Below are 18,917 nucleotides of genomic sequence, written 5' to 3'. Positions count from 1 at the left end.
GCGTGTCTCTTGGCCGACCGGCCCGCGTGGGGGATCGGGCGGGCTCGGACGCTCTAGCGACGTCGGCCGATCGGTCTGGCTTCCGGGCGGCCGACACCGTCGATCACGGCCGAGAGGTGGAACCAGCCCGACTCGTCCTGCTCGACGGTGAGCCGGCCGCCGACGGCCAGCATCCGTTCGGTGAGGTTCCGGGCCTGCTTCGGGTGCTCCAGCGCCAGCCGCTCCGCCAGTTGGCACTTCAGCGCGGCGACCGAGAGGCTGTAGCCGAGCAGGTCGTGCAGGTCCCGCGCGAAACGCAGCCGCTCCTGATCCACCGCACGCTCCGCCAGCTCCGTCCGAGCCGCCCGCAACTCCGCGGTCAGATCGGCGAGTCGGGCGACGCCGTACACGACGATTCCGCCAACGACGGTGGAGACGACAGCGTTGACGCACTCACCGGGAGTCCCGCCCAGCACCGCGTAGAGCGGGTACTGGCCCGCGGCCAGTACCGCGAAGAGCAGCCAGGAGCGCGGCAAGGCGACGGTCAGCAGTACCGATCCGGCGAACGAGCCGGGGATACCGACCCATGATCCGTCGAACGCCACGATCGGCAGATAGGTGAGCAGCCCGTGAGCGACCATGCCGGTGCGCTTGAGAACGAGGCAGCGCCCGGGAGCGGCTCCCAGGAGTGTGGCCGTCGGCAGGAAGGTGCCCTCGTGGAACTCGCGCCCCCACTCGCCTCGCTTCCGTCCACGCTAGGTGGTCGAGCGGCGTCGAGTCGCCGGTCGGCATGCCCTCCTCAAGGGCTCCTTAAGACGCCCCTAACCGCAGCGATGCCCCTTCGGCAGCACGGCCCCGCCCGGCTACCGTGAACGCCACGCCGCCGCGTCCCCCACCGCGGCGGCGGCACGGTCTCCTTCTCCGCCCCGCCGCGGACCCGGCCCGGCGCCGACGCCGAAACCCGGGCCGGGCGGGCGCGCCGTGGTTGAGTAGGGCGCATGACGACCTCCGCGCGCCGAGCCCCGGCCACCCCCTCCGGCAACCACCCGCCCTTCCGCGTCGGTCTGATCGGCTACGGCCTGGCCGGCTCCGCCTTCCACGCCCCGCTCATCGCCACCACCCCCGGGCTCCGGCTGGACGCGGTGGTCACCGCCAACCCGGACCGCCGGGCGCAGCTGCGGCGCGAGCACCCCGACGCCCGCGCCGTCGACACCCCCGAGCAGCTGCTCGCCGACCCGCAGGCGCTCGACCTGGTCGTCATCGCCTCCCCCAACCGCACCCACGCCCCGCTCACCCGCGCCGCCCTCGCCGCCGGGCTGGCCACCGTGGTCGACAAGCCGCTGGCCGGGACCGCCGCCGAGGCGGCCGAGCTCTGCGCGCTCGCCGAGGCGGGCGGCACCCTGCTCACCGTCTTCCAGAACCGCCGCTGGGACGGCGACTTCCTCACCGCCGCCCGGCTGATCCGCGAGGGCGCGCTCGGCCGGGTGCACCGCTTCGAGTCCCGCTTCGAGCGTTTCCGGCCCAAGCCCAAGCCCGGCTGGCGCGAGCTCGCCGACCCGGCCGAGGTCGGCGGCACCCTCTACGACCTGGGCAGCCACCTCGTCGACCAGGCGCTCACGCTCTTCGGGCCGGTCGACACGGTGTACGCCGAGATCGACGTCCGGCGCGACGGCGCGGTGGTCGACGACGACGCCTTCCTCGCGCTCACCCACGCCAACGGCACCCGCTCCCACCTGTGGACCAGCGCCCTCGCCCCGCTCGTCGGCCCGCACCTGCGGGTCCTCGGCGACACCGCCGGGTACGTGAAGTCCGGCATGGACCCGCAGGAGGCGGCGCTGCGGTCCGGCCGGCGCCCCGACGCCGCGACCCCCTGGGGCGCCGAGGACCCGGCCCGGGACGGCGTGCTCGGTACCGACGAGTCGACGGTCACCGTGCCCACCGACCCCGGCGACTACCCCGCCTTCTACGCGGGCGTCGCCGCCGCCCTGGCCACCCCCGGCACCCCGCCCCCGGTCGACCCGCGCGACGCCGTCGCCACCCTCACCGTCCTGGAGGCCGCCCGGGCCTCCGCCGCCACCGGCAGCACGGTCCGTCTCGAAGGCCTCCCCGGCTGACGATCCGCCGGCGTTCCGCGCCACGGTGGGCCCGGCCGGTCCGGCGGGCCCACCTGGCCGCGGCGCGGCTCAGCCGGTGGTGGGCTGCATCCACCAGCGCTGGTTGGCGCCGCCGTTCCACCACCACACCTGCGCGGGGGCGCCCTGGGCGCCGCTGAAACCACCGATCTCCAGTGCCAGGTCACCGGTCCGGATGGTGGCGTCCTCGGGGTTGGGGTAGTTGGACACGATCCAGGTCTGCCAGCCGGTGCAGGTGACCTGCCGCAGTTCGGTGCCACTGGCCAGGGAGCCGTCGCCCGACCCGACGACGCACTTGCCGCTGTTGACGTTGACGAGCGCCCAGCTTCCGGTGGCGTACTCGGTCGGGCTCACCAGCCGCCACTTCTGGTTGGCGCCACCGGTGCAGTCCCACTGCCGGATCGGCGCGCCGTCGTCCGTCCGCCAGTCCGCCACCTCCAGGCACTTGCCGCTGCTCTGGTTGACGAACCGGTACGGACCGATGGTCGCCTGCGCCGCCGACGCCGACGCCGTCTGACCGCTCAGCACGAGCACCGCACCGGCCACCACCGCGCCGGCCCGCACCGCCTGCTTCTTCCAACCCGCCATCATGTCCCCCCGCTCCTTCACGGCATTCGAACGCGCGGGGACGACGGGCCACGGCTCACCCGGCGCCCGCCCCCACCCGCCACGGCGCATCGAGCATGGCAGCCAGGGGTCCCCTCCACAAGATCGTCCGCACCTCGCCCTTCGGCCCGGGCCGCCACTGAACTCCGCTGAACTCCCCCGCCGGCCCGGCCGTTCCATCCACCCGTTCGCCTACGCTGCACCCCGTGCAGACCTGGGGGGAGCGGTACCAGCGGGGGCTGACCGACAGCGTCGAACAGCGGCAGCGAGCCCGGGCCGCAAGCAGGCCCTGAGCGCGGCGGCCGCCCTCGCCGACCGCGTCGAACGCGACGGCACCGACGCCCTCACGCCGGGGAGCAGCCGATGACGACGGGTAAGGGCGGGAAAGCGAAGGGGAGAGGGAAGGAGGAGGACGGGGCGGACGAGCGCCGCGCCGCCCGTGAGGAGCAGCGCCGCCGGGAGCGGGAGTGGACCGCCGAGTTCGAACGGCGGGCGGCGGCGGCCGACGCGGCACGGGCGGAACGCGAGCGGGCCGAGCGCAACGCCGCCCTGCGGGCGGCCTGGGTGCGCGGCACGCGGGGCGGGAACCACGCCTTCGCGGAGGTCGCCGGCCCGGACGGCGGGGAGCCGGTGCGGATCGCCGTGGTCTGGCCCGGCCGCCACCGGGCCGCGCGGAGGGCGTTCCGCGGAGGCCCCACGCACGGCCCGATCAGCGACCCGGTGGGCCTCCTGCTCGTCATCGCCGTCGGCCTGGTGCCGGGGCTCGACCTTGGGGTCCGGCGGCTGGTCCTGCGGCTGTCCGACCGGCCGCGCTGGGCCGTCGTCGCCGCCGTGGGAGCGAAAGGGAAGCCCACCCTTCGAACGGGGCCGCGACGAGCGGCCCGTCGCCCTCGCCGCGGCGGTCCTGGCCGACCGCGTCGAGCGGGAGGGCGCGGCGGCCGTGCGGACGGCTGACGGCCGACCCGGGTCAGACGCCGATGACCTCGACGGCCGAGCCCAGCCCCTTGAAGTCCGCGACGTTGCGCGTGTACAGCGGCAGGCCGTGCGCGGAGGCGATCGCGGCGATCATCAGATCGATCCGGCGCGGGCGCGGCTGGCGCCCGGCGGCGATGGTCAGCGTCACCAGGGTGCCGTAGCGGGCGGCGGCGGCCGCGTCGAAGGGCAGCGGCTCGAAGTCCGCCATCGCCGCGCCCAGCACCTCCATCCGGGCCGCCCGGCTGACCGGGTCGCGGGCCATCGAGACGCCCTGCTGCAGTTCGGCGAAGGTGATCGCGGTCAGCTCGGGCACGGCCGGCAGATCGGCCGGGCTGAGCAGTGCCAGATCGATGTAGACACAGGTGTCCAGCACCCCGGCCGGCCGCCGCCGGGAGGCCCGCCGCCGCTCAGCCACGCGGCCGCTCGAACGGGTCGCCGTCCTCGTCCCCGACCAGTTCCTCCGGGCCGAAGTAGTCCTCGGCCTCCTTGCGCATCTGCTGGTAGTCCACGCGCGGGAGCTTCACGTGCCGTGCCACCAGTTCCTCCGCCGTGAGCCGCCGCCGTCCCGCCACCGGCCGCAGCTCCGCGACCTCGACCCCGTTCCTGGTGATGTGGAAGGTCTCCCCCGCCTCCACGGCGTCCATCACCGCGGCGGAGTTGTTCCGGAACTCCCGCTGGGTAATCGTCTTCATCCTCCCAAAGTAGCCCCGTGTAGCACCGGCGGCTACATCCCCGCCTCCGGTCCCGTAAATCGATCGCGCGGAGGCCGCCTCTTCGTTACGGTACGCACACGTGCGATCACAGCAGGGGGTTCCGATCATGACCGACGCCACCGAGGCGCAGCAGAACCCTTGGCTCCACGGCCAGGACGGTCCGCCCTCCGGGGTCCCGCGCCCCACCAACGGTCCGGGGCCCTGGGCGAACGGCCCCTCGGCCGGCGCCCCGGTCACCGTGGAACCCGCCGCACTCCGCCGGGCGGCCGGAGTGTCCCGCCGCCTCCAGGGGGAGCTGCGGTTCGCCGTCGGCCACGCCGAGCCGGACAGCAGGGCCGCGGCCCAGGCCCTGTCCGCCGAATGCTTCGGCTCGGGTGCCGCGCTCAGCCAGGTCCTCACCTGGTGGAAGACCCGGTGGACCAGCCTCGACCACCGCCTCGGGCTGACCGCGGACCGGCTGGAGGCCACCGCCGGCGCCTACCGCGCGACGGACGCGTCCACCGCCTCCCCGTTCGGGGCGCGGTGAGCCATGGTGACCTTCGCACAGCTCCGGCACGCCTCCTTCGACACGCTCGACAAGGCCGGCGACACCTGGAACGGCGTCGCCGGGCGCACCGAACAGATCGCCGGCCAGGTCCGGTCCGGTGTGCTGCAACCGCTCACCGGCGCCGGCCCTAATCCGCTCGCCGCCACCGGCGCCCGCGCCTGGACCGGCGTCGCGGCGGCGGTGGGCAACGCGGGCGCCGACCTCGCCCGGGCGGCGGGCATGCCCACCGACCCCGAGGAACTGCGGGCCTGGTGGGGCACGCTCGACCCGACCGTCCGGGCGGGATTGCTGGCCTCGGACGGAGAGCGCCTGATCGCGGCGGGAGTGCTGGGCCCGGTCGACTATGAGTGGCACGCTCCGTACACCGGCGCCGGCGACTACGCCCAGCGTCCGCCCGGCGTCGGCGAATATGCCAACGGGGTCGCGGCCGAGCACCTGTTGGCCGGAGCCGGAAGTCTCGCCGGATTCACGGACGCCGCGCGCCACATGCAGCACTTCCTGACCGCGACGGGTGAACCACTCGACGTCGACGTGGACCGGATGCTCCACGACGACCCGAAGTTCCGCGCTCTGGTGGACCAGCAGATCACCGACGACCAGGCGCAGTGGCGGCGGATGGCCCTGGACGCCTACGCGCAGTCGGGCGGCGCCCCGGTCGCCGTCCCCGTCGAGGCCTCGGCGCACCGGACCTTCGACCCGCATTCCCAGCGCAACCGGTACCTGGCCATCGGTAGCCACGCCTACGCCACATCCGGTGTGGTGACCGCCCGGCCGGGCCCGGACGGCAAGCCACTGGTGTCGTTCCAGTACCAGGTCAGCCTCTGGGACCGCTACAACTGGGACCCCGGCAAGCACACCCCGATCGCCGGCACCAGCATCGCGGACAGCGACCTGGCCGCCCTCCACCGGACCGGTCTCGCCAGGGAGTTCGACATCGCCGGCCGGAGCACTCCGGCCATCGTCGCGCTCCCCGACGCAGCACCCTCCCCGGACGGGAGACTCGATGAGCGGAACGCAGCCCTCCCGCGATCCCCGGCGGACCCGTCGCCGGCGCATGATCGGGATCCTGGTCATCGGTCCCCTGGTCCTGCTGACGGCCGGGGTGGCTCTGCTCTACCGGGCCTACGAACAGGATCTCCATCCGCAGCCCGACAGCGGTCGACCGGGAGCGTGGATGACCGTGAGCTCGGAGGAGGTGTCCCGGTTCGCGCGTGTGCCGGTGCCGACCGCGGCGGTCGATGTCCGGTGGGCCTATCAGAACGGCTTCCAGGACGACCTCGCCTTCCTCTCGTTCCGGCTGCCGCAGGCCGGGCTGGACGACTTCAAGAGCAGCCTCCCTGTCACCAGGTGGAGGGAGGGCGGGTACATCGACAGCGGCGATCTCGACGGCTTCCTCCACATGGGCGCCCCCGATCCGTCGACCGTCTCCTCCCTGACCTGCGGGAGCTTCTATTCCCCGGGCGCCGCCAAACAGGTCGGCACCACGGCGTGCTTCGCCGGGCAGGCGGACGGGACGAGCCAGGTGTGGGTGAGCGCCATGCAGACGCCCTGAACCGGGAACCGGGGCGGGGGCCCGATCGTCTTCCTGCTCTGAAGGCCCGGGTCCGGAGCGCGTGAAGGAGGGCAGGGACGTGGCGGTGGTCGCGATGCTGCTCGGCGTGCTCCGGGTGCTGACCGGTGGGGAGTGGCTCGCCGAGGGTGGCGGGTCGCTGACCTCGGTGGCGGCCGCGGCCGCCGTGGTGCTGGTGGCCGGGGCGGTCGCGGGGGCGCTGGTCGTCGCGCGGCTGCTGGGCGCGCGGGCGCCGGCGAACGTGCGGGACGGGATGCTGCGCAGGCGCGCGTTCCGGACGGCGTTCCTCCCGCAGCGCGATCCGGACGCCCGGGGCCGACGGCGCCCGAGGGCGCCGGGAGCGGTCCCGGCGGCCGCGTAGCCCCGGTAGCAGTCCTTTCCGGAAGTCCGCGAGCGCGGCCGTCCTCCGTCGATCACTCGTACCCCGAGACCCCGGAGGGCTCGCTCCACCATGTCCGTCTTCGCTGTGCTCGACCCGGCCGTCGGCCTGGCCCACGATGTCGTCGCCGCGCTCGCACAGGTCCTTCCGACCGCGCTGGCGATCGTCCTGTTCACCGTCTGCGTCCGGCTGGCGCTGCACCCGCTGGCGCGCGCTGCGGCGCGCGGGGAGAAGTCGCGCGCCCGGCTGGCGCCGCGGGTCGCCGAGCTGAACCGCAAGCACAAGGGCCGCCCGGAGAAGCTCCAGGCGGCACTCGCCGAGCTGTACCGGGAAGAGAAGGCCTCACCGTTCGCGGGGTGCCTGCCGATGCTGGTGCAGATCCCGTTCTTCTCGGTGATGTACCGGCTCTTCACCACCCCGAACGACCTGCTCGGCCACACCCTGTTCGGCGCCCCGCTCGGCCTGCACGTCGGCGCGGCGCAGGGCGCGGGGCAGTGGGCGGTGTTCGCCGTGCTGTACGCGGGCCTGGCGGCGGTGGCGTACGTCGGCTTCCGGCGGGCCCGCCGCGCCCAGGCCGCCCAGGCCGCCCAGGCCGCGCAGGCGGCGAAGGCCGCCGAGGGCGCGCCTCCGCAGCCGGGGCTGGCGCTGCTGCCGTACCTGTCCTTCGGCACGGTGCTGTTCGCCGCCCTCGTCCCGCTGGCGGCCGGGGTCTACCTGCTGACCACCACCACCTGGTCCGCCGCCGAGCGCGCCTGGCTGTACCGGGACGGCGCGCCGGAGCCGGCCGGCGTCGCGCTGGTGTGACGCCCGGGTCGGAGCGAGCGCCGGGCCTCCTCTAGCCTGTGTGATCGTTTGGGCCGGTCGGCCGGACGATCACACAGGCGAGATCACAGAGGCGAAGGGAAGGTCGGACCATGACGGTCGCTGCTCCGGCGTTGGCCGAGTTGCGGGAGGTCTGCCAGCCGCAGGCGAAGCTGGCGAGCCGCAACGGGGAGCACTGGGCGGGGCGGCTCTACATGCGCGCCGTCTCGCTGCGCGTCACCCGGCAGCTGGTGCGGACCTCGGTGTCGCCCAACACGCTCACCTGGGTGATGGTGGTCTGCGGGGTGGGCGCCGGGGCCGCGCTGCTGATCCCGGGGCTGCCGGGCGCGGTCCTGGCGGTGGTGCTGATGCAGGGCTTCCTGCTGTTCGACTGCGTGGACGGCGAGGTGGCCCGCTGGAAGAAGCAGTTCAGCATGGCCGGGGTGTACGTCGACCGGCTCGGCGCGTACCTGGCGGACGCGGCGCTGATGATCGGCGCGGGTGTCCGGGCGGCCCGCGGCGGGTCGGAGCTGTGGGTGTCGGTGGGCCTGGCGGCCGCGCTGGGCGTGGTGCTGCTGAAGGCGTCGACCGACCTGGTGGACGTGGCGCGGGCGCGCAGCGGGATGGCGCCGGCGGACGAGGAGTCGACGCAGCCGCGCTCGCAGGGCATCGCGACGGCGCGCCGGCTGGCCTCGGTGTTCAAGATCCACCGGGTGACCAACGGGATCGAGGCCTCGCTGGTGCTGCTGGCGGCGGCGGTCGTGGACGCGGTGGTCGGCCACACCGACCCGACGCAGGCGACGGTCGCCGCGATCACCGTGATCACCTGGGGGATGGTGGTCGCGCACCTGGCGTCGATCCTCTCCTCCTCGCGCCTGCGCTGAGCGGGCCCGCGCCCGACGCCCAGGACGGCGCGCCGACCCACGGGTCGGCGCGCCGTCGCCGTTCCCGGGGCGCCGTCGCCGTTCCCGGGGCGCCCGGCCGTGGTCGTGCCCGAGAGCCGGGCGGCGGCCGTCCGGTCGCACGGGTGGCGCAATACCCCCGAGGGCTACCGAGGCTGGTCCCGGAGGCTGACGCGAGCGGGTGCGGCGAGTGCGAACGTGGCTGCCGGGGGCCGGAGTTCGGCCCCAGGGAGGGATCACCATGAACGTCATCCGCACCACCCGCGCCCTACGGCTGGCCGCCGTCGCGCTGGCCGGCGCCACCATCGTCACGCTCGCTCCGACGGCGGCCGTCGCGGCCGAGGGCGGAGGCGCGTCTCCCGCCGTGTCGGCCGACGCCGCCGCGCGGGTCGACCTCGGCCCCGAACTGCGGGCCCTCGTCGAGCGCGGCGCCGCGACGGCCGCGCTCGCCGAGGCCCGCGAGAACGGCCGCCGGGTCTATCGCGGCGGCGCCGGCGTCAACGACCTGGACTCCGGGCGCCCGGTGCGCACCGACGGCCGCTTCCGGATCGGCAGCGTCACCAAGACCTTCGTGGCGACGGTCGTGCTCCAGCTCGCCGACGAGGGGAGGCTCCGGCTGGACGACCCGGTGGAACGCCACCTGCCGGGCGTCGTCCCGAACGGCGGCGCGATCACCCTGCGGCAGCTGCTCAACCACACCAGTGGCCTGTACAACTACCTGGAGGACCCACGCTTCCTCTTCCAGGACGAGCCGAGCCTGCGTTCGTACCTCGCCCAGCGCCGCTGGACGACCTGGAGCCCGGCCCAGCTGATCGAGGTGGGCGTGCGGGGGACGCCGGACTTCCCGCCCGGGCAGGGCTGGCACTACTCGAACACCAACTACGTCCTGCTCGGCGAGGTGATCCGCGCGGTCACCGGGCACGACTGGCGCACCGAAGTGGACCGGCGGATCGTCAAGCCGCTGCACCTCGACAACACGGTGTTCCCCGGCGCCCGGACGGGCATACCCGGCCCGCACGCGCACACCTACGCCCAGCTGCCGGAGGGCCTGGCCGACCTCACACTGATCAACCCGAGCTTCGGCGACGCGGCCGGCGACGGCATCTCCACCACCGCCGACCTCAACCGCTTCCACGCCGCCCTGTTCGGCGGCAAGCTGCTGTCGGCCGCCGTGTTCGCGGAGATGACGACGGCCGTCCCGGCGCCGATGATCGGCGCGCACTACGGGCTGGGCCTGATCCGGTACGACCTGCCCTGCGGCGAGGTCTGGGGCCACACCGGCGGGATACCGGGGTACAACACGGTGTGGCTCGGGTCGAAGGACGGCACCCGGCAGTTCGCGCTCTCCTTCAACCTCTCGCAGGGAGCCGAGACCGAGGCCACCTTCACCACGCTGAACGCCTTCATCGTGAAGGCTTCGTGTGGCGCGGCCGTCGCCCCCGAAGGCGGCACGACGGCGAACCCGCGCCTGAAGACGCTGCGTTGAGCGACCGGCCGGACAGCGGGGCGCCTGCGGCGTCAAGACCGGTGACGCCGATCAACCGGTACCCGACCCCCGCCGTTCGGCCGGGTCCCGGGATACCCCCGATGGACGGCCGGGGCCCTTCGAGGCCGGTCCGCAGGACGACGCGGGGCGGGTAGGGCGGATGCGAGCCTGAGTGCCGAGGGCCCGAGGTCCGGGCCGGGGAGGGTGGTTCACCATGGCGTTCGTTCAGGCTCACCGAGCGCGCGGGCGGGGACGGTTGGGGATGCGGCTGGCCGCCGTCGCACTGGCCGGGGCGACGGTCGTCGCGCTCGCCCCGGCGGCGACGGCTGCCGCACCGGCCGGCGTCGACGCCCGGGCGGAGCTGCGGGCGTTCATCGCGGACGGGTCCTCGACCGCCGCGTTCGCCGAGGTCCGGCAGGACGGCCGCCGGATCTGGCGGGGCACGGCCGGCACGTCCGACCTGACCACCGGGCAGCCGGTCAGGCCGGACGGCCGGTTCCGGATCGGCAGTGTCACCAAGTCGTTCGTGTCGACGGTGGTGCTCCAGCTGGTCGCCGAGGGCAGGCTGCGGCTGGACGACCCGGTGGAGCAGCACCTGCCGGGTCTCGTCCCCAACGGCGGCGCGATCAGCGTGCGCCATCTGCTCAACCACACCAGCGGGTTGTACGACTACCTGGAGGATCCGCAGTTCTTCTACCGGGACGAGGCGAGCCTGCGCGACTGGGTCCACGGGGCGGGCCGCTGGCAGGACTACCGGCCGGAGCAGCTGGTCGCGGTCGGCGTCGCACACCCGCCGTACTTCGCGCCGGGGCAGGGGTGGAAGTACTCGAACACCAACTACGTCCTCGCCGGAATGCTGATCAGGAAGCTGACCGGGAACAGCTGGCAGAGCGAGGTCGAGCGGCGAATCGTCAAGCCGCTGCACCTCGGCGACACCACGTTCCCCGGCTCCGAGACCGGTGTGCGCGGCCCGCACACCCACGCGTACGCCAAGCTGCCGGAGGGGCCGGCGGACATCACCCGGCTCAACATGACCGTCGCCGACGCGGCGGGCAACGGCATCTCCACCCCCGCCGACCTCAACCGCTTCCACGCCGCCCTGTTCGGCGGCAAGCTGCTGCGACCCGCCGAGCAGGCGGAGCTGAAGCGGACGGTGCCGACCGGCTCGGGCCACTCCTTCTACGGACTCGGCGTGGCCCAGGCCGACTTCGGCTGCGGCCCGCTGTGGGGCCACGACGGCGGCCTGCCGGGCTGGGGCACGCTGCTGTTCGGCACGGCGGACGGGAAGCGGCAGGTGGCGCTGTCGTACAACCCGTTCGAGGGCACGGACCAGTCGGGCATCGACATGGCGGTCGTCAACGTGGCGGTCAAGACGCTGTGCGGCGAGGAGGCGGCCTCGGCCGGCGCGGTCGCGGACGCGGCGGCCGGACTGTCGGCCCTGCGGGGCGGCGCAGGGCGCTGAGCGGGATCAGGGACGGGCGAGTGTCCACGAGACGTCGAGGCTGCCGAGCGCCAAGGTGTGCCCGCCGTCATCGGAGACGCGGCTCGCGAACGTGAGAACGCATCTCTCGGGCTGCCCGAATCGCACGGTCACCAGGTAGCCGGCGTCCGCGTCGTAGCCTTCGCCCCAGGTGCCGCCGGTCACCTCCACCGGATCATCCGCGATCAGTGACTCGCGACTCCGGCAGGCGACCGCCGGCACCACGGACGGGCCGAGCCGTCCGCCCTCCAGCAGCTCCAAGCGGCCGCCGGCCGGGCCCGTGCTCGCCCAGGCGCCGACCGCGCTCGGCGGCGGGTCTGCGGCGGCGAGAAACCGGAATGCGACGAGGGCGGCGATCACCAGGAGGAACGGCAGCGCGACGATCGGAACAGCGTACTTCGCGACTCTCTCCACGCCGGGAGGCTAGCAGCGCGGATGTTCGCTGATGCTCTTTCATGGGCGCATCAGGGTCAACTCGGTGGTGAACCTGCTGTACCAGAGTGTGTGCCCGCCGTCCTTCTCGACACGGTTCGCCAGCGTGATGCGGCACTTCCTCGGCTGGGTGAACTCGATGTGCACCTGGTGGCCGGCGTCCGTCTCCCAGGCGGCGTTCCAGGTGCCGTCCGCGACCTCCCACAGGTCCTCGTCGGCCGGGGAGGTCGCGTACTCCCGGCAGGCGGACGCCGATATCACGGACGGGCCGAGCCGTCCGCCCTCCAGCAGCCCCAAGCGGGCGCCGGCCGGGCCCCGGTCCGCCACCCACCGGCCTGCCGGGCTCGGCGGCGGGGCGGTGGCGAGGAGGGGTGGGAGCACCAGGAAGGCGGCGAGCACCAGGAGGAACGCCAGGGCGACGGCCGGGATGGCGTACTGGGTGGATCTTGACATGCCGGGCACCGTAGCAGCGTCGGCCTCCGGCTCCGGAGTGCGCTTCGGGGAGGAGTCGCGACCCGCCGATCGGCAGATGGACGGGGGCAGTTCACCGCAGGGACGATGATCGGGCCACGGTCGTCGCCATCCCCGCCCTCCCCTGCGGCGAAGATGGCGGGGCAACGGCCGCGGCGGGCGCGTCCGACCTGGCCGACCGGGCAGCCGGTCAGGTCGGACGCGCGTCCTGCGGCGTCACCCGCTTCGGACGGCTCCGGACGGCTCGCCGAGCCGTCCGGTACGGGGGTCCGCCTGCAGGAACTCCAGCGTGGCCAGTTCGTTCACCGTCGCGTGCAGCTGGCTGACGCGGGCTCGGCCGATCCGGACGAGTTCTTCCCCCGCCGCGACCCACCCGTCGAGATCGCGCGAGAGGGGCGGGATGCCGGCGAGGATGCCGGCACTCTCCTTGAGGGTGATTCCGACGCGTTGCGCGGCGAGTGCGAGCTTGATCCGGCAGATCGCGTCGACGGTGAAGCGGCGGGCGTTGCCACTGCTCCGGTACCCGCTGATCACGCCGTAGCGCTCGTAGAAGCGGACCGCGTTGGGGGTCACTCCCGCAGCCATCGCCAACTGCCCGACGGTCAGGGTGGCGTGGCTCGCTCCGTGGCCGGACTGCTCGGTGGTGGTCATGGCACACGTCCCGCGTTCAAGGGTGAATCCTGCCGGTCCAGTATCACAGGGCGCGGTGCGGGGGCTCCGCCGCGACGAGCGTGGCGCGCGCTCCCGACCTCGTCGACCCGTCACGTCCGGCCGACCAGGTCCGCGGTTCGAAGGGATCGCAACGCCCGCGCCCACGTGCGCAGTTCGTTCATCGTCGCGCCCAGCGCCCGCGCCGTTCCCGGGGGGGCGACGAAACGGCCGTCGGCGTCGAGGTGCTCCCACGGCATCGGCAGCAGGACCGACTCCCGGACGGTGGTGGCGCGCAGTTCCGGAAAGACCGTCCGCAACTGCTCAACCGCCCTGATACCGCCGGAAGCGCCGTATCCGACGAACGCGACCGGCTTGTACGCCCACTCGGTGAAGTGCCAGTCGATCACGTTCTTCACCGGCGCCGGGAAGCTGTGGTTGTACTCCGGTGTGAGGAACAGGAATCCGTCGGCATCCGCGAGCCGGCCGGCGATCGGGGACGCGGCCGCCCCGCCCGGCTGCATCTCGTGCATCGGCAGCGGGACCGAGGCGAGGTCGATCATGTCGAGGTCGAGCCAGCTGATCGCGGTGAGCTCGCGCTCCAACCACGCGGCGAGAGGATCAGCCATTCTGGGCCTGCGCACGCTCCCGATCACCACGGCGACCCGGATCCGGCTGTTGACGTCGTCTTCTGTCATGGTGTCGACGCTAGGCATTCACCTATGGGCGAACTCAACCCGAGGCTGCGGGCGGGCATCCTTTTCCTCTTCCATCTTTTCCCAAACTTCCCTGGAACCGCCTCCGTCCTGCGGACACCAGTTCTGCGTGGAGTCCTCCTTGTCCAGTAAGCAGACGCAGGCCGGCGAGCGCCAGCTGTTCGCCGAGCTCTACGATCAGCACGCTCGCACGGTCTTCGCGCACGCGTACAGGTCCACCGGGGACCGCGACCTCGCCGACGACATCGTCTCCCTCACCTTCCTCGAGGCCTGGCGGCTCCGGCGCAAGCTCCGTGACGAGGTCCTCCACCCCCGCGCCTGGTTGCTGGCCATCGCCACCAATGTGCTCCGCAACACCGCCCGCACCGCGCGCCGCCACCGGGACGCGATGTCCCGGCTCCCCCGGCGCGATCCGATCCCCGACTTCGCCGACGAAGTGGTCAGCCGGATCACCGACGCCAACACGGCGGCGGCCGCCGTCCGCGCGCTCGACCAGCTCGGCGGGCCGGAGCGCGAGGTCTTCACCCTCGTCGTCTGGTCCGGGCTCGGCTACGCCGAGGCCGCCCAGGCCCTCGGCATACCCGTCGGCACCGTCCGCTCCCGGCTCTCACGCGTCCGGGACAAGCTCCGCCGGATCGTCGACGCCGAGGATCCCCCCGAGCCACGCCGGGTCGGCCTCTCCCTCAGCCATCAGCCCGTGGGCCACCACCAGGAAAGGCGGCCATGAGCAACACACGCACCGACCACTCCGAGTGGAACGAACACAGCGAGCGCCGTGAACTCGCCCGGTTGCTCCCCCCGCCGCCCCACCCGGAACCCTCCCCCTCCCAACTGGCCCTCCGCCGCGACATCCTCCTCGCCGAGTTCGCCCGCCCGCGCCCCTTCTCCGCCCTCACCGCCCGCTGGCGCGGGCTCGTCGCGGTGACGGCCGTCGCCACCGCCGCCGCCATCACCGCCGTCACCCTCGCCCCCGACCCCTCCTCCTCCCAGGACCCACGACCGCCGGCCACCGCCGCCTCCGTCGACCTCCTCGACCGGATCGCCAAGGTCGCCTACGCCCAGCCGCAGCCCCCGGCCCAGGACAGCCAGTTCACCTACCTCCGGACGGTCTCCCACACCAGGACGATGACCGAGGACACCGACGGCAGCATGGCCGGCGCCGACACCACCTCGAACACCGAGCGCTGGACCGCGGTGGACGGCGGCCGCGCCGGCCTGGTGCGCCGCGAGGGCGTCGACACGCCACTGCCCGCCATCGCCCCCGGCTCGCTCAACTCCCCCACCTACCGCCTGCTGGCCACCCTGCCGACCGACCCCGAAGCCTTGCTGAAGCTGGTCTACGCCGACAGCCGGCTGAACCACGGATCGGGTTCGGCGTCGACCACCGGGGCCGACCACGAGGCCTTCATCGCCATCGGCGACCTCCTGCGCAGCTCGGTCGCCCCTCCCCAGGTGGACTCGGCGCTCTACCGTGCCGCCGCCCGGATCCCCGGGGTGGTGACCGTGGACGACTCGGTCGACGCCGCCGGGCGGCACGGGGTGGCGGTGGCCCGGGTGGAGGACGGCCTGCGCTTCGAGTGGATCTTCGACCGGACGACCCTGGGGTTGCTCGGCACCCGGACCGTCCTGGTCAAAGACGGCCTGTGGGGCGGGCCCGGGGACGAGGTGGAGTCCACCGCCGTTCTCGCCCAGGGCATCGTCGGCGCTCTCGGTGAGGCGGTTCCCGTGCAGGGCGCGGAATCAAGCCACTGAGCGGATTCGGCCAGCCATTGACCGGTCCTCGTCGGAACTATTGTGCGAACGGCCGATCCGGCGTTGGGTTCGTGGCAGCACAGTCCTGCCACGACTCATCAGGGAGAAGTTGACCGTGCGTTCCTTCCGCATGCTCGCCGTCGTCACCGCGGCCGTCGGCGCGCTCGCGCCGGCGGTCCCGACGGCCACGGCGGCGCCCGCGCCGTCCGCAACGGCGGTCCCGGCCGCCGACGCCCAGCAGTCCGCCGGTTCGACGAAGGCAACGCCGTCCAAGCCGGTGGTCGCCACCTACAAGGGCCGCCAGATCGACCTGGCCAAGGGCTGGAGCGGTGCCGGCGTCTGCACCGAGGTCACGGGAGGCGCCATCTACTGCCACGACAGCGTCGCCGAGGCCGACGCGGCGATCGCCACCATCGACCCGGTGCTCGCCGAGGCCGCCAAGGCCGCACCGGCCGTGCCCGCAGACGTCGTGCTCTCGCCGCTGGGGACCGGGGACTGCGGCTCCGGCTACGCCTGCCTCTGGCAGCACTCCGATTTCACCGGCGCTCTGCTGCGCTTTTCGCAGCCGGGCACCAAGTACCTCTCCGACTGGTCGTTCCGGGACCTGGCCAGCTCGGCCTGCGTCTTCCGCTCCAGCGGCGACATGGCGGTCTACGACGACCGCACCCTGCAGCCGGACCCCGTGGTCGTGCTGTCGAACGGCTACTGCTACGACTTCGGGGCCATCAGCTACCCGTACGGGGGCAACTGGAACGACAAGGCGGACTACGTCAACCTGTAGCCACCACCCGCGGCAACGCCCGAAGGCCGGCCCCTCCCGGGGTACCGGCCTTCGTCGTGTGCTCCCGCCCCGTCCCGGGAGCTCACACCGCCAGTTCGGCGATGTCCTCCTTCGGGGCCTCCGGTGCCTCGGCGGCGCCCGGCTTCCGGTTCCGCAGCACCACCGCCGCCAGCAGGGCCGCCGCCAGGACGCCCGCCGCGCTCACGGTGAGGGTGGTGGACATCGCCGAGGTGAACGCCTCCCGGGCCGCGTGGGCCAGGCCCGCGTCATCCTTGGCGCCGGCCTCGGCCAGCGCGCCGACGATCGACTGCCTGGCCGGCTCGGAGGAGCCCGCCGGCATCTTGTCGGCGTAGCCGCTCGCCAGCAGCGAGCCGAGGATCGCGATGCCGAGCGCGGTGCCCGCCTGCTGGATGGTGTCGTTGAGGGCCGAGCCGACGCCCGCCTTCTCCGGCGGGATCTCCCCCATCAGCGCGCCGACCGCGGCCGGCATCGCGAGGCCGGCGCCCAGGCCGAGCAGGGCCAGCGCCACCGCCGGGACGGTGAAGCCGGTGTCCGCGTCGACCGTGCTGAGCAGGACGAACGAGCCGGCCATCAGCCCCATGCCGACCAGGACCAGCGGGCGGAAGCCGATCTTGGCCGTGAGGCCGGCGCCGGCGCCGTTGCCGATCAGCGCGGCGACCGCCATCGGCACGAAGGCCAGGCCCGCCTTGACCGGCGAGTAGTCCAGCACGAACTGCAGGTACTGGGTGAGGACGAGGAGCAGACCGCCGTTGCCGATCTGGACCAGGGTCAGCGAGAGCGAACCGCCGCTGAAGTTGCGCTGCTTGAAGAGCACCAGCGGGACCATCGGCTCCGCCACCACGTTCTCCCAGACCACGAAGCCGCCGAGGGCCACGACCGCCACCGCCAGGGAGACCAGCGAGGTGCCGCCGAACGCGCCGTGCTTGGGGATCTCGATGATCCACCAGATCAGCGCGGTCATGCCGACCGCCGAGAGCACCGCGCCCAGCGGGTCCGCCTTCTGCCAGGGCCCCCTGGACTCGGGCATCAGGACCAGCGCGGCGGTGATCGCCAGCACCACCACCGGCACGTTGATGAAGAAGATCGAGTGCCAGGAGAAGTGGTCGATCAGCACACCGCCGAGCACCGGGCTGCCGACCAGGCCGAGCATCGAGACCGAGCCCCAGGCCGCCATGGCCTTGCCGCGCTCGTCCTCCTCGAAGACGGTGATCAGGATCGACAGGGTCGAGGGCATGATCAGCGCGCCGCCGACGCCCATCGCCACCCGGCTCGCGATGACCTCACCGGGGTTGGTGCAGACCGTCGCCGCCAGCGAGGCCGCCCCGAAGAGCAGCAGGCCGATGATCATGATCTTCCGCCGGCCGAACCGGTCGCCGAGGCTTCCCGAGGTCAGCAGCAGCCCGGCGAAGACCAGGATGTAGGAGTCCAGGATCCACTGGGTGTCCTGCGCCGTGGCCTTCAGGTCCTCGGTCATCGACGGCACCGCCACGGTCAGCGCCATGCTGTCGACCACCAGGACGAGCGTGCTGAGGCACAGCACGATCAGGATCCACCAGCGCCGCGGATTACGGCCTTCCATGATTCTTCCCCTCCGAAGTACGCCTGGTGCGTACGATGTTCCGTCGATGCGCACACTGTACGCAGCGCGGAACAGTGTGCGCAACCCTGCTTCCTGTACGCTTCCCGCGAACGGTGTACGCAGGGATTTCCGTTGTTTCCGTGTACCGATCCTTCGAGGGAGGACCGGCCGATGGCCGCCAAGACGAACCCGATTCCGTCCGTGTGGGCCCGCCGGCAGCGCGAGCCCGAACAGCCCGCGCTCAGCCGGGAGACGATCGTCCGCGAGGCGATCGCCATGCTCGACGCCGACGGGGTCGAGGCGCTCTCCATGCGCAAGCTCGGCGCCCGCCTCAACGCCGGCGCGACCTCCCTCTACCGGCACGTCGCCACCAAGGACGAGCTGATCGAGCTCGCGGTGGACGAGGTCTTCGGTGAGATCCCCGTCCCGGACCCCGGCGCCTCCGACTGGCGGGCTGGCGTCACCGCGACCTGCGAGGCCTTCCGGGACACCACGCTGCGCCACCGCTGGCTGGGGTCCGTCATCGGCCAGGCCGGACTGGTCTACCTGGGCCCCAACCTGATCACCGTCTCCGAGCGGATGGCCGCGCTCTTCTCGGCCGCCGGCTTCCCGGAGCCGTCCCGGGCGATCGACACCACGCTCTCCTACGTGCTCGGGATGAGCACCACCGAGGCCGCCTTCCTCACCACGGTGATGCGCAGCGGCCAGACCGAGGCCGAGTTCATCACCGGGCTGATGCCCTCCGCCCAGGAGGCGGTGGCCGGGCACGAGTTCCTGTCCGGCGCCTTCGCCGACGCCGCGGCGGCGGCCGCCGTCACGGACCCGGCCGAGCTGCGGCACGAGAAGTTCGCCTACGGCCTGAACGTCATCCTCGACGGCCTGTCGCTCCGCCTGCCCCGCTAGCTCCGGTCGGAGCAGGCCCGCGGCCGCCGCCCGTCCCCGCGGCG

Annotated in this window: 22 protein-coding genes; 13 read left to right on the top strand and 9 right to left on the bottom strand. The window is 73.3% G+C overall.

The window, feature by feature from the left end; translation table 11 throughout:
- Nucleotides 1–53: 53 nt before the first annotated feature.
- A complete protein-coding gene (locus ABTX81_RS15425; protein WP_350544926.1) occupies nt 54–620 on the bottom strand; it encodes a histidine kinase in 567 nt (188 codons plus the stop codon).
- A 357-nt stretch (nt 621–977) separates the two neighbouring features.
- Between ABTX81_RS15425 and ABTX81_RS15420 the strand changes: the two genes are divergently transcribed.
- Nucleotides 978–2,093 (top strand): Gfo/Idh/MocA family protein, encoded by a 1,116-nt coding sequence (locus tag ABTX81_RS15420; protein ID WP_350544923.1) that lies wholly within the window; start codon nt 978–980, stop codon nt 2,091–2,093.
- A 69-nt stretch (nt 2,094–2,162) separates the two neighbouring features.
- On the opposite strand, the gene ABTX81_RS15415 is transcribed toward ABTX81_RS15420, so the two are convergent.
- Entirely contained in the window at nt 2,163–2,702 is a 540-nt protein-coding gene (locus ABTX81_RS15415; RefSeq protein ID WP_350544920.1) for an RICIN domain-containing protein, read from the bottom strand.
- Between the two features lie 378 nt (nt 2,703–3,080).
- Between ABTX81_RS15415 and ABTX81_RS15410 the strand changes: the two genes are divergently transcribed.
- Nucleotides 3,081–3,671, top strand: a complete 591-nt coding sequence (locus tag ABTX81_RS15410; protein ID WP_350544917.1) for a hypothetical protein — start codon at nt 3,081–3,083, stop codon at nt 3,669–3,671.
- Between the two features lie 13 nt (nt 3,672–3,684).
- Here the strand turns inward: ABTX81_RS15410 and ABTX81_RS15405 are convergent, their stop codons facing one another.
- Nucleotides 3,685–4,107 carry a type II toxin-antitoxin system VapC family toxin gene (locus ABTX81_RS15405; RefSeq protein WP_350544914.1) on the bottom strand — a complete coding sequence of 141 codons (423 nt, stop codon included), beginning with the start codon at nt 4,105–4,107 and terminating at the stop codon, nt 3,685–3,687.
- Nucleotides 4,100–4,384: a type II toxin-antitoxin system Phd/YefM family antitoxin gene (locus ABTX81_RS15400; RefSeq protein WP_350544911.1), complete on the bottom strand. Its 285-nt coding sequence runs from the start codon at nt 4,382–4,384 to the stop codon at nt 4,100–4,102. The genes ABTX81_RS15405 and ABTX81_RS15400 overlap by 8 nt, the downstream gene beginning before the upstream one ends.
- A 127-nt stretch (nt 4,385–4,511) precedes the next feature.
- Between ABTX81_RS15400 and ABTX81_RS15395 the strand changes: the two genes are divergently transcribed.
- From ABTX81_RS15395 to ABTX81_RS15365, 7 genes are all read left to right on the top strand, one after another.
- The gene (locus tag ABTX81_RS15395) at nt 4,512–4,931 is read left to right on the top strand and encodes a type VII secretion target (protein ID WP_350544908.1); all 420 of its coding nucleotides are present in this window, start codon (nt 4,512–4,514) and stop codon (nt 4,929–4,931) included.
- A 1,195-nt stretch (nt 4,932–6,126) separates the two neighbouring features.
- Nucleotides 6,127–6,504, top strand: coding sequence for a hypothetical protein (locus ABTX81_RS15390; protein ID WP_350544904.1), 378 nt, complete (start codon nt 6,127–6,129; stop codon nt 6,502–6,504).
- Between the two features lie 79 nt (nt 6,505–6,583).
- Entirely contained in the window at nt 6,584–6,883 is a 300-nt protein-coding gene (locus ABTX81_RS15385) for a DUF6412 domain-containing protein (protein WP_350544899.1), read from the top strand.
- A 90-nt stretch (nt 6,884–6,973) separates the two neighbouring features.
- The gene (locus ABTX81_RS15380; RefSeq protein ID WP_350544895.1) at nt 6,974–7,705 is read left to right on the top strand and encodes a YidC/Oxa1 family membrane protein insertase; all 732 of its coding nucleotides are present in this window, start codon (nt 6,974–6,976) and stop codon (nt 7,703–7,705) included.
- Nucleotides 7,706–7,815: 110 nt separating this feature from the next.
- Complete coding sequence (locus ABTX81_RS15375; protein ID WP_350544890.1) at nt 7,816–8,586, top strand: CDP-alcohol phosphatidyltransferase family protein; 771 nt, start codon at nt 7,816–7,818, stop codon at nt 8,584–8,586.
- A 259-nt stretch (nt 8,587–8,845) separates the two neighbouring features.
- Nucleotides 8,846–10,090, top strand: coding sequence for a serine hydrolase domain-containing protein (locus tag ABTX81_RS15370; protein ID WP_350544885.1), 1,245 nt, complete (start codon nt 8,846–8,848; stop codon nt 10,088–10,090).
- 262 nt (nt 10,091–10,352) lie between these two features.
- The gene (locus ABTX81_RS15365) at nt 10,353–11,552 is read left to right on the top strand and encodes a serine hydrolase domain-containing protein (protein ID WP_350544881.1); all 1,200 of its coding nucleotides are present in this window, start codon (nt 10,353–10,355) and stop codon (nt 11,550–11,552) included.
- A gap of 6 nt (nt 11,553–11,558) precedes the next feature.
- On the opposite strand, the gene ABTX81_RS15360 is transcribed toward ABTX81_RS15365, so the two are convergent.
- From ABTX81_RS15360 to ABTX81_RS15345, 4 genes are all read right to left on the bottom strand, one after another.
- Entirely contained in the window at nt 11,559–11,984 is a 426-nt protein-coding gene (locus ABTX81_RS15360; protein ID WP_350544877.1) for a hypothetical protein, read from the bottom strand.
- A 39-nt stretch (nt 11,985–12,023) separates the two neighbouring features.
- A complete protein-coding gene (locus tag ABTX81_RS15355) occupies nt 12,024–12,455 on the bottom strand; it encodes a hypothetical protein (protein ID WP_350544873.1) in 432 nt (143 codons plus the stop codon).
- A gap of 234 nt (nt 12,456–12,689) precedes the next feature.
- A complete protein-coding gene (locus ABTX81_RS15350) occupies nt 12,690–13,124 on the bottom strand; it encodes a MerR family transcriptional regulator (RefSeq protein ID WP_350544868.1) in 435 nt (144 codons plus the stop codon).
- Nucleotides 13,125–13,234: 110 nt separating this feature from the next.
- Nucleotides 13,235–13,819 carry an NADPH-dependent FMN reductase gene (locus ABTX81_RS15345; RefSeq protein ID WP_350544863.1) on the bottom strand — a complete coding sequence of 195 codons (585 nt, stop codon included), beginning with the start codon at nt 13,817–13,819 and terminating at the stop codon, nt 13,235–13,237.
- A gap of 139 nt (nt 13,820–13,958) precedes the next feature.
- On the opposite strand from ABTX81_RS15345, the gene ABTX81_RS15340 reads away from it, so the two are divergent.
- From ABTX81_RS15340 to ABTX81_RS15330, 3 genes are all read left to right on the top strand, one after another.
- Nucleotides 13,959–14,564, top strand: a complete 606-nt coding sequence (locus tag ABTX81_RS15340) for an RNA polymerase sigma factor (protein WP_350544859.1) — start codon at nt 13,959–13,961, stop codon at nt 14,562–14,564.
- Nucleotides 14,561–15,589: a CU044_5270 family protein gene (locus ABTX81_RS15335; protein ID WP_350544856.1), complete on the top strand. Its 1,029-nt coding sequence runs from the start codon at nt 14,561–14,563 to the stop codon at nt 15,587–15,589. The genes ABTX81_RS15340 and ABTX81_RS15335 overlap by 4 nt, the downstream gene beginning before the upstream one ends.
- A gap of 115 nt (nt 15,590–15,704) precedes the next feature.
- On the top strand, nt 15,705–16,370 hold the full coding sequence (locus ABTX81_RS15330) for a peptidase inhibitor family I36 protein (protein ID WP_350544853.1): 666 nt from the start codon (nt 15,705–15,707) through the stop codon (nt 16,368–16,370).
- Nucleotides 16,371–16,452: 82 nt separating this feature from the next.
- Here ABTX81_RS15330 and ABTX81_RS15325 read toward each other — a convergent pair whose 3' ends face one another.
- Entirely contained in the window at nt 16,453–17,970 is a 1,518-nt protein-coding gene (locus ABTX81_RS15325; protein ID WP_350544850.1) for an MFS transporter, read from the bottom strand.
- A gap of 171 nt (nt 17,971–18,141) precedes the next feature.
- Between ABTX81_RS15325 and ABTX81_RS15320 the strand changes: the two genes are divergently transcribed.
- On the top strand, nt 18,142–18,873 hold the full coding sequence (locus tag ABTX81_RS15320; RefSeq protein ID WP_350544847.1) for a TetR/AcrR family transcriptional regulator: 732 nt from the start codon (nt 18,142–18,144) through the stop codon (nt 18,871–18,873).
- Nucleotides 18,874–18,917: the final 44 nt, after the last annotated feature.

It is taken from the genome of Kitasatospora sp. NPDC097605, assembly GCF_040302725.1.
Lineage (GTDB): Bacteria > Actinomycetota > Actinomycetes > Streptomycetales > Streptomycetaceae > Kitasatospora.
The sequence above is the reverse complement of the archived record's forward strand: the minus strand, read 5'-3'. Positions and strand labels throughout refer to the sequence as shown.

Excerpts from the sequence above, each read along its gene's own strand:
- ABTX81_RS15380 (WP_350544895.1), top strand. The coding sequence starts at position 6,974 with ATGTCCGTCTTCGCTGTGCTCGACCCGGCCGTCGGCCTGGCCCACGAT.
- ABTX81_RS15370 (WP_350544885.1), top strand. The coding sequence starts at position 8,846 with ATGAACGTCATCCGCACCACCCGCGCCCTACGGCTGGCCGCCGTCGCG.
- ABTX81_RS15375 (WP_350544890.1), top strand. The coding sequence starts at position 7,816 with ATGACGGTCGCTGCTCCGGCGTTGGCCGAGTTGCGGGAGGTCTGCCAG.
- ABTX81_RS15320 (WP_350544847.1), top strand. The coding sequence starts at position 18,142 with ATGGCCGCCAAGACGAACCCGATTCCGTCCGTGTGGGCCCGCCGGCAG.
- ABTX81_RS15400 (WP_350544911.1), bottom strand. The coding sequence starts at position 4,384 with ATGAAGACGATTACCCAGCGGGAGTTCCGGAACAACTCCGCCGCGGTG.
- ABTX81_RS15335 (WP_350544856.1), top strand. The coding sequence starts at position 14,561 with ATGAGCAACACACGCACCGACCACTCCGAGTGGAACGAACACAGCGAG.
- ABTX81_RS15350 (WP_350544868.1), bottom strand. The coding sequence starts at position 13,124 with ATGACCACCACCGAGCAGTCCGGCCACGGAGCGAGCCACGCCACCCTG.
- ABTX81_RS15420 (WP_350544923.1), top strand. The coding sequence starts at position 978 with ATGACGACCTCCGCGCGCCGAGCCCCGGCCACCCCCTCCGGCAACCAC.
- ABTX81_RS15365 (WP_350544881.1), top strand. The coding sequence starts at position 10,353 with ATGCGGCTGGCCGCCGTCGCACTGGCCGGGGCGACGGTCGTCGCGCTC.
- ABTX81_RS15345 (WP_350544863.1), bottom strand. The coding sequence starts at position 13,819 with ATGACAGAAGACGACGTCAACAGCCGGATCCGGGTCGCCGTGGTGATC.
- ABTX81_RS15410 (WP_350544917.1), top strand. The coding sequence starts at position 3,081 with ATGACGACGGGTAAGGGCGGGAAAGCGAAGGGGAGAGGGAAGGAGGAG.
- ABTX81_RS15325 (WP_350544850.1), bottom strand. The coding sequence starts at position 17,970 with ATGGAAGGCCGTAATCCGCGGCGCTGGTGGATCCTGATCGTGCTGTGC.
- ABTX81_RS15355 (WP_350544873.1), bottom strand. The coding sequence starts at position 12,455 with ATGTCAAGATCCACCCAGTACGCCATCCCGGCCGTCGCCCTGGCGTTC.
- ABTX81_RS15415 (WP_350544920.1), bottom strand. The coding sequence starts at position 2,702 with ATGATGGCGGGTTGGAAGAAGCAGGCGGTGCGGGCCGGCGCGGTGGTG.
- ABTX81_RS15395 (WP_350544908.1), top strand. The coding sequence starts at position 4,512 with ATGACCGACGCCACCGAGGCGCAGCAGAACCCTTGGCTCCACGGCCAG.
- ABTX81_RS15425 (WP_350544926.1), bottom strand. The coding sequence starts at position 620 with ATGGTCGCTCACGGGCTGCTCACCTATCTGCCGATCGTGGCGTTCGAC.
- ABTX81_RS15390 (WP_350544904.1), top strand. The coding sequence starts at position 6,127 with ATGACCGTGAGCTCGGAGGAGGTGTCCCGGTTCGCGCGTGTGCCGGTG.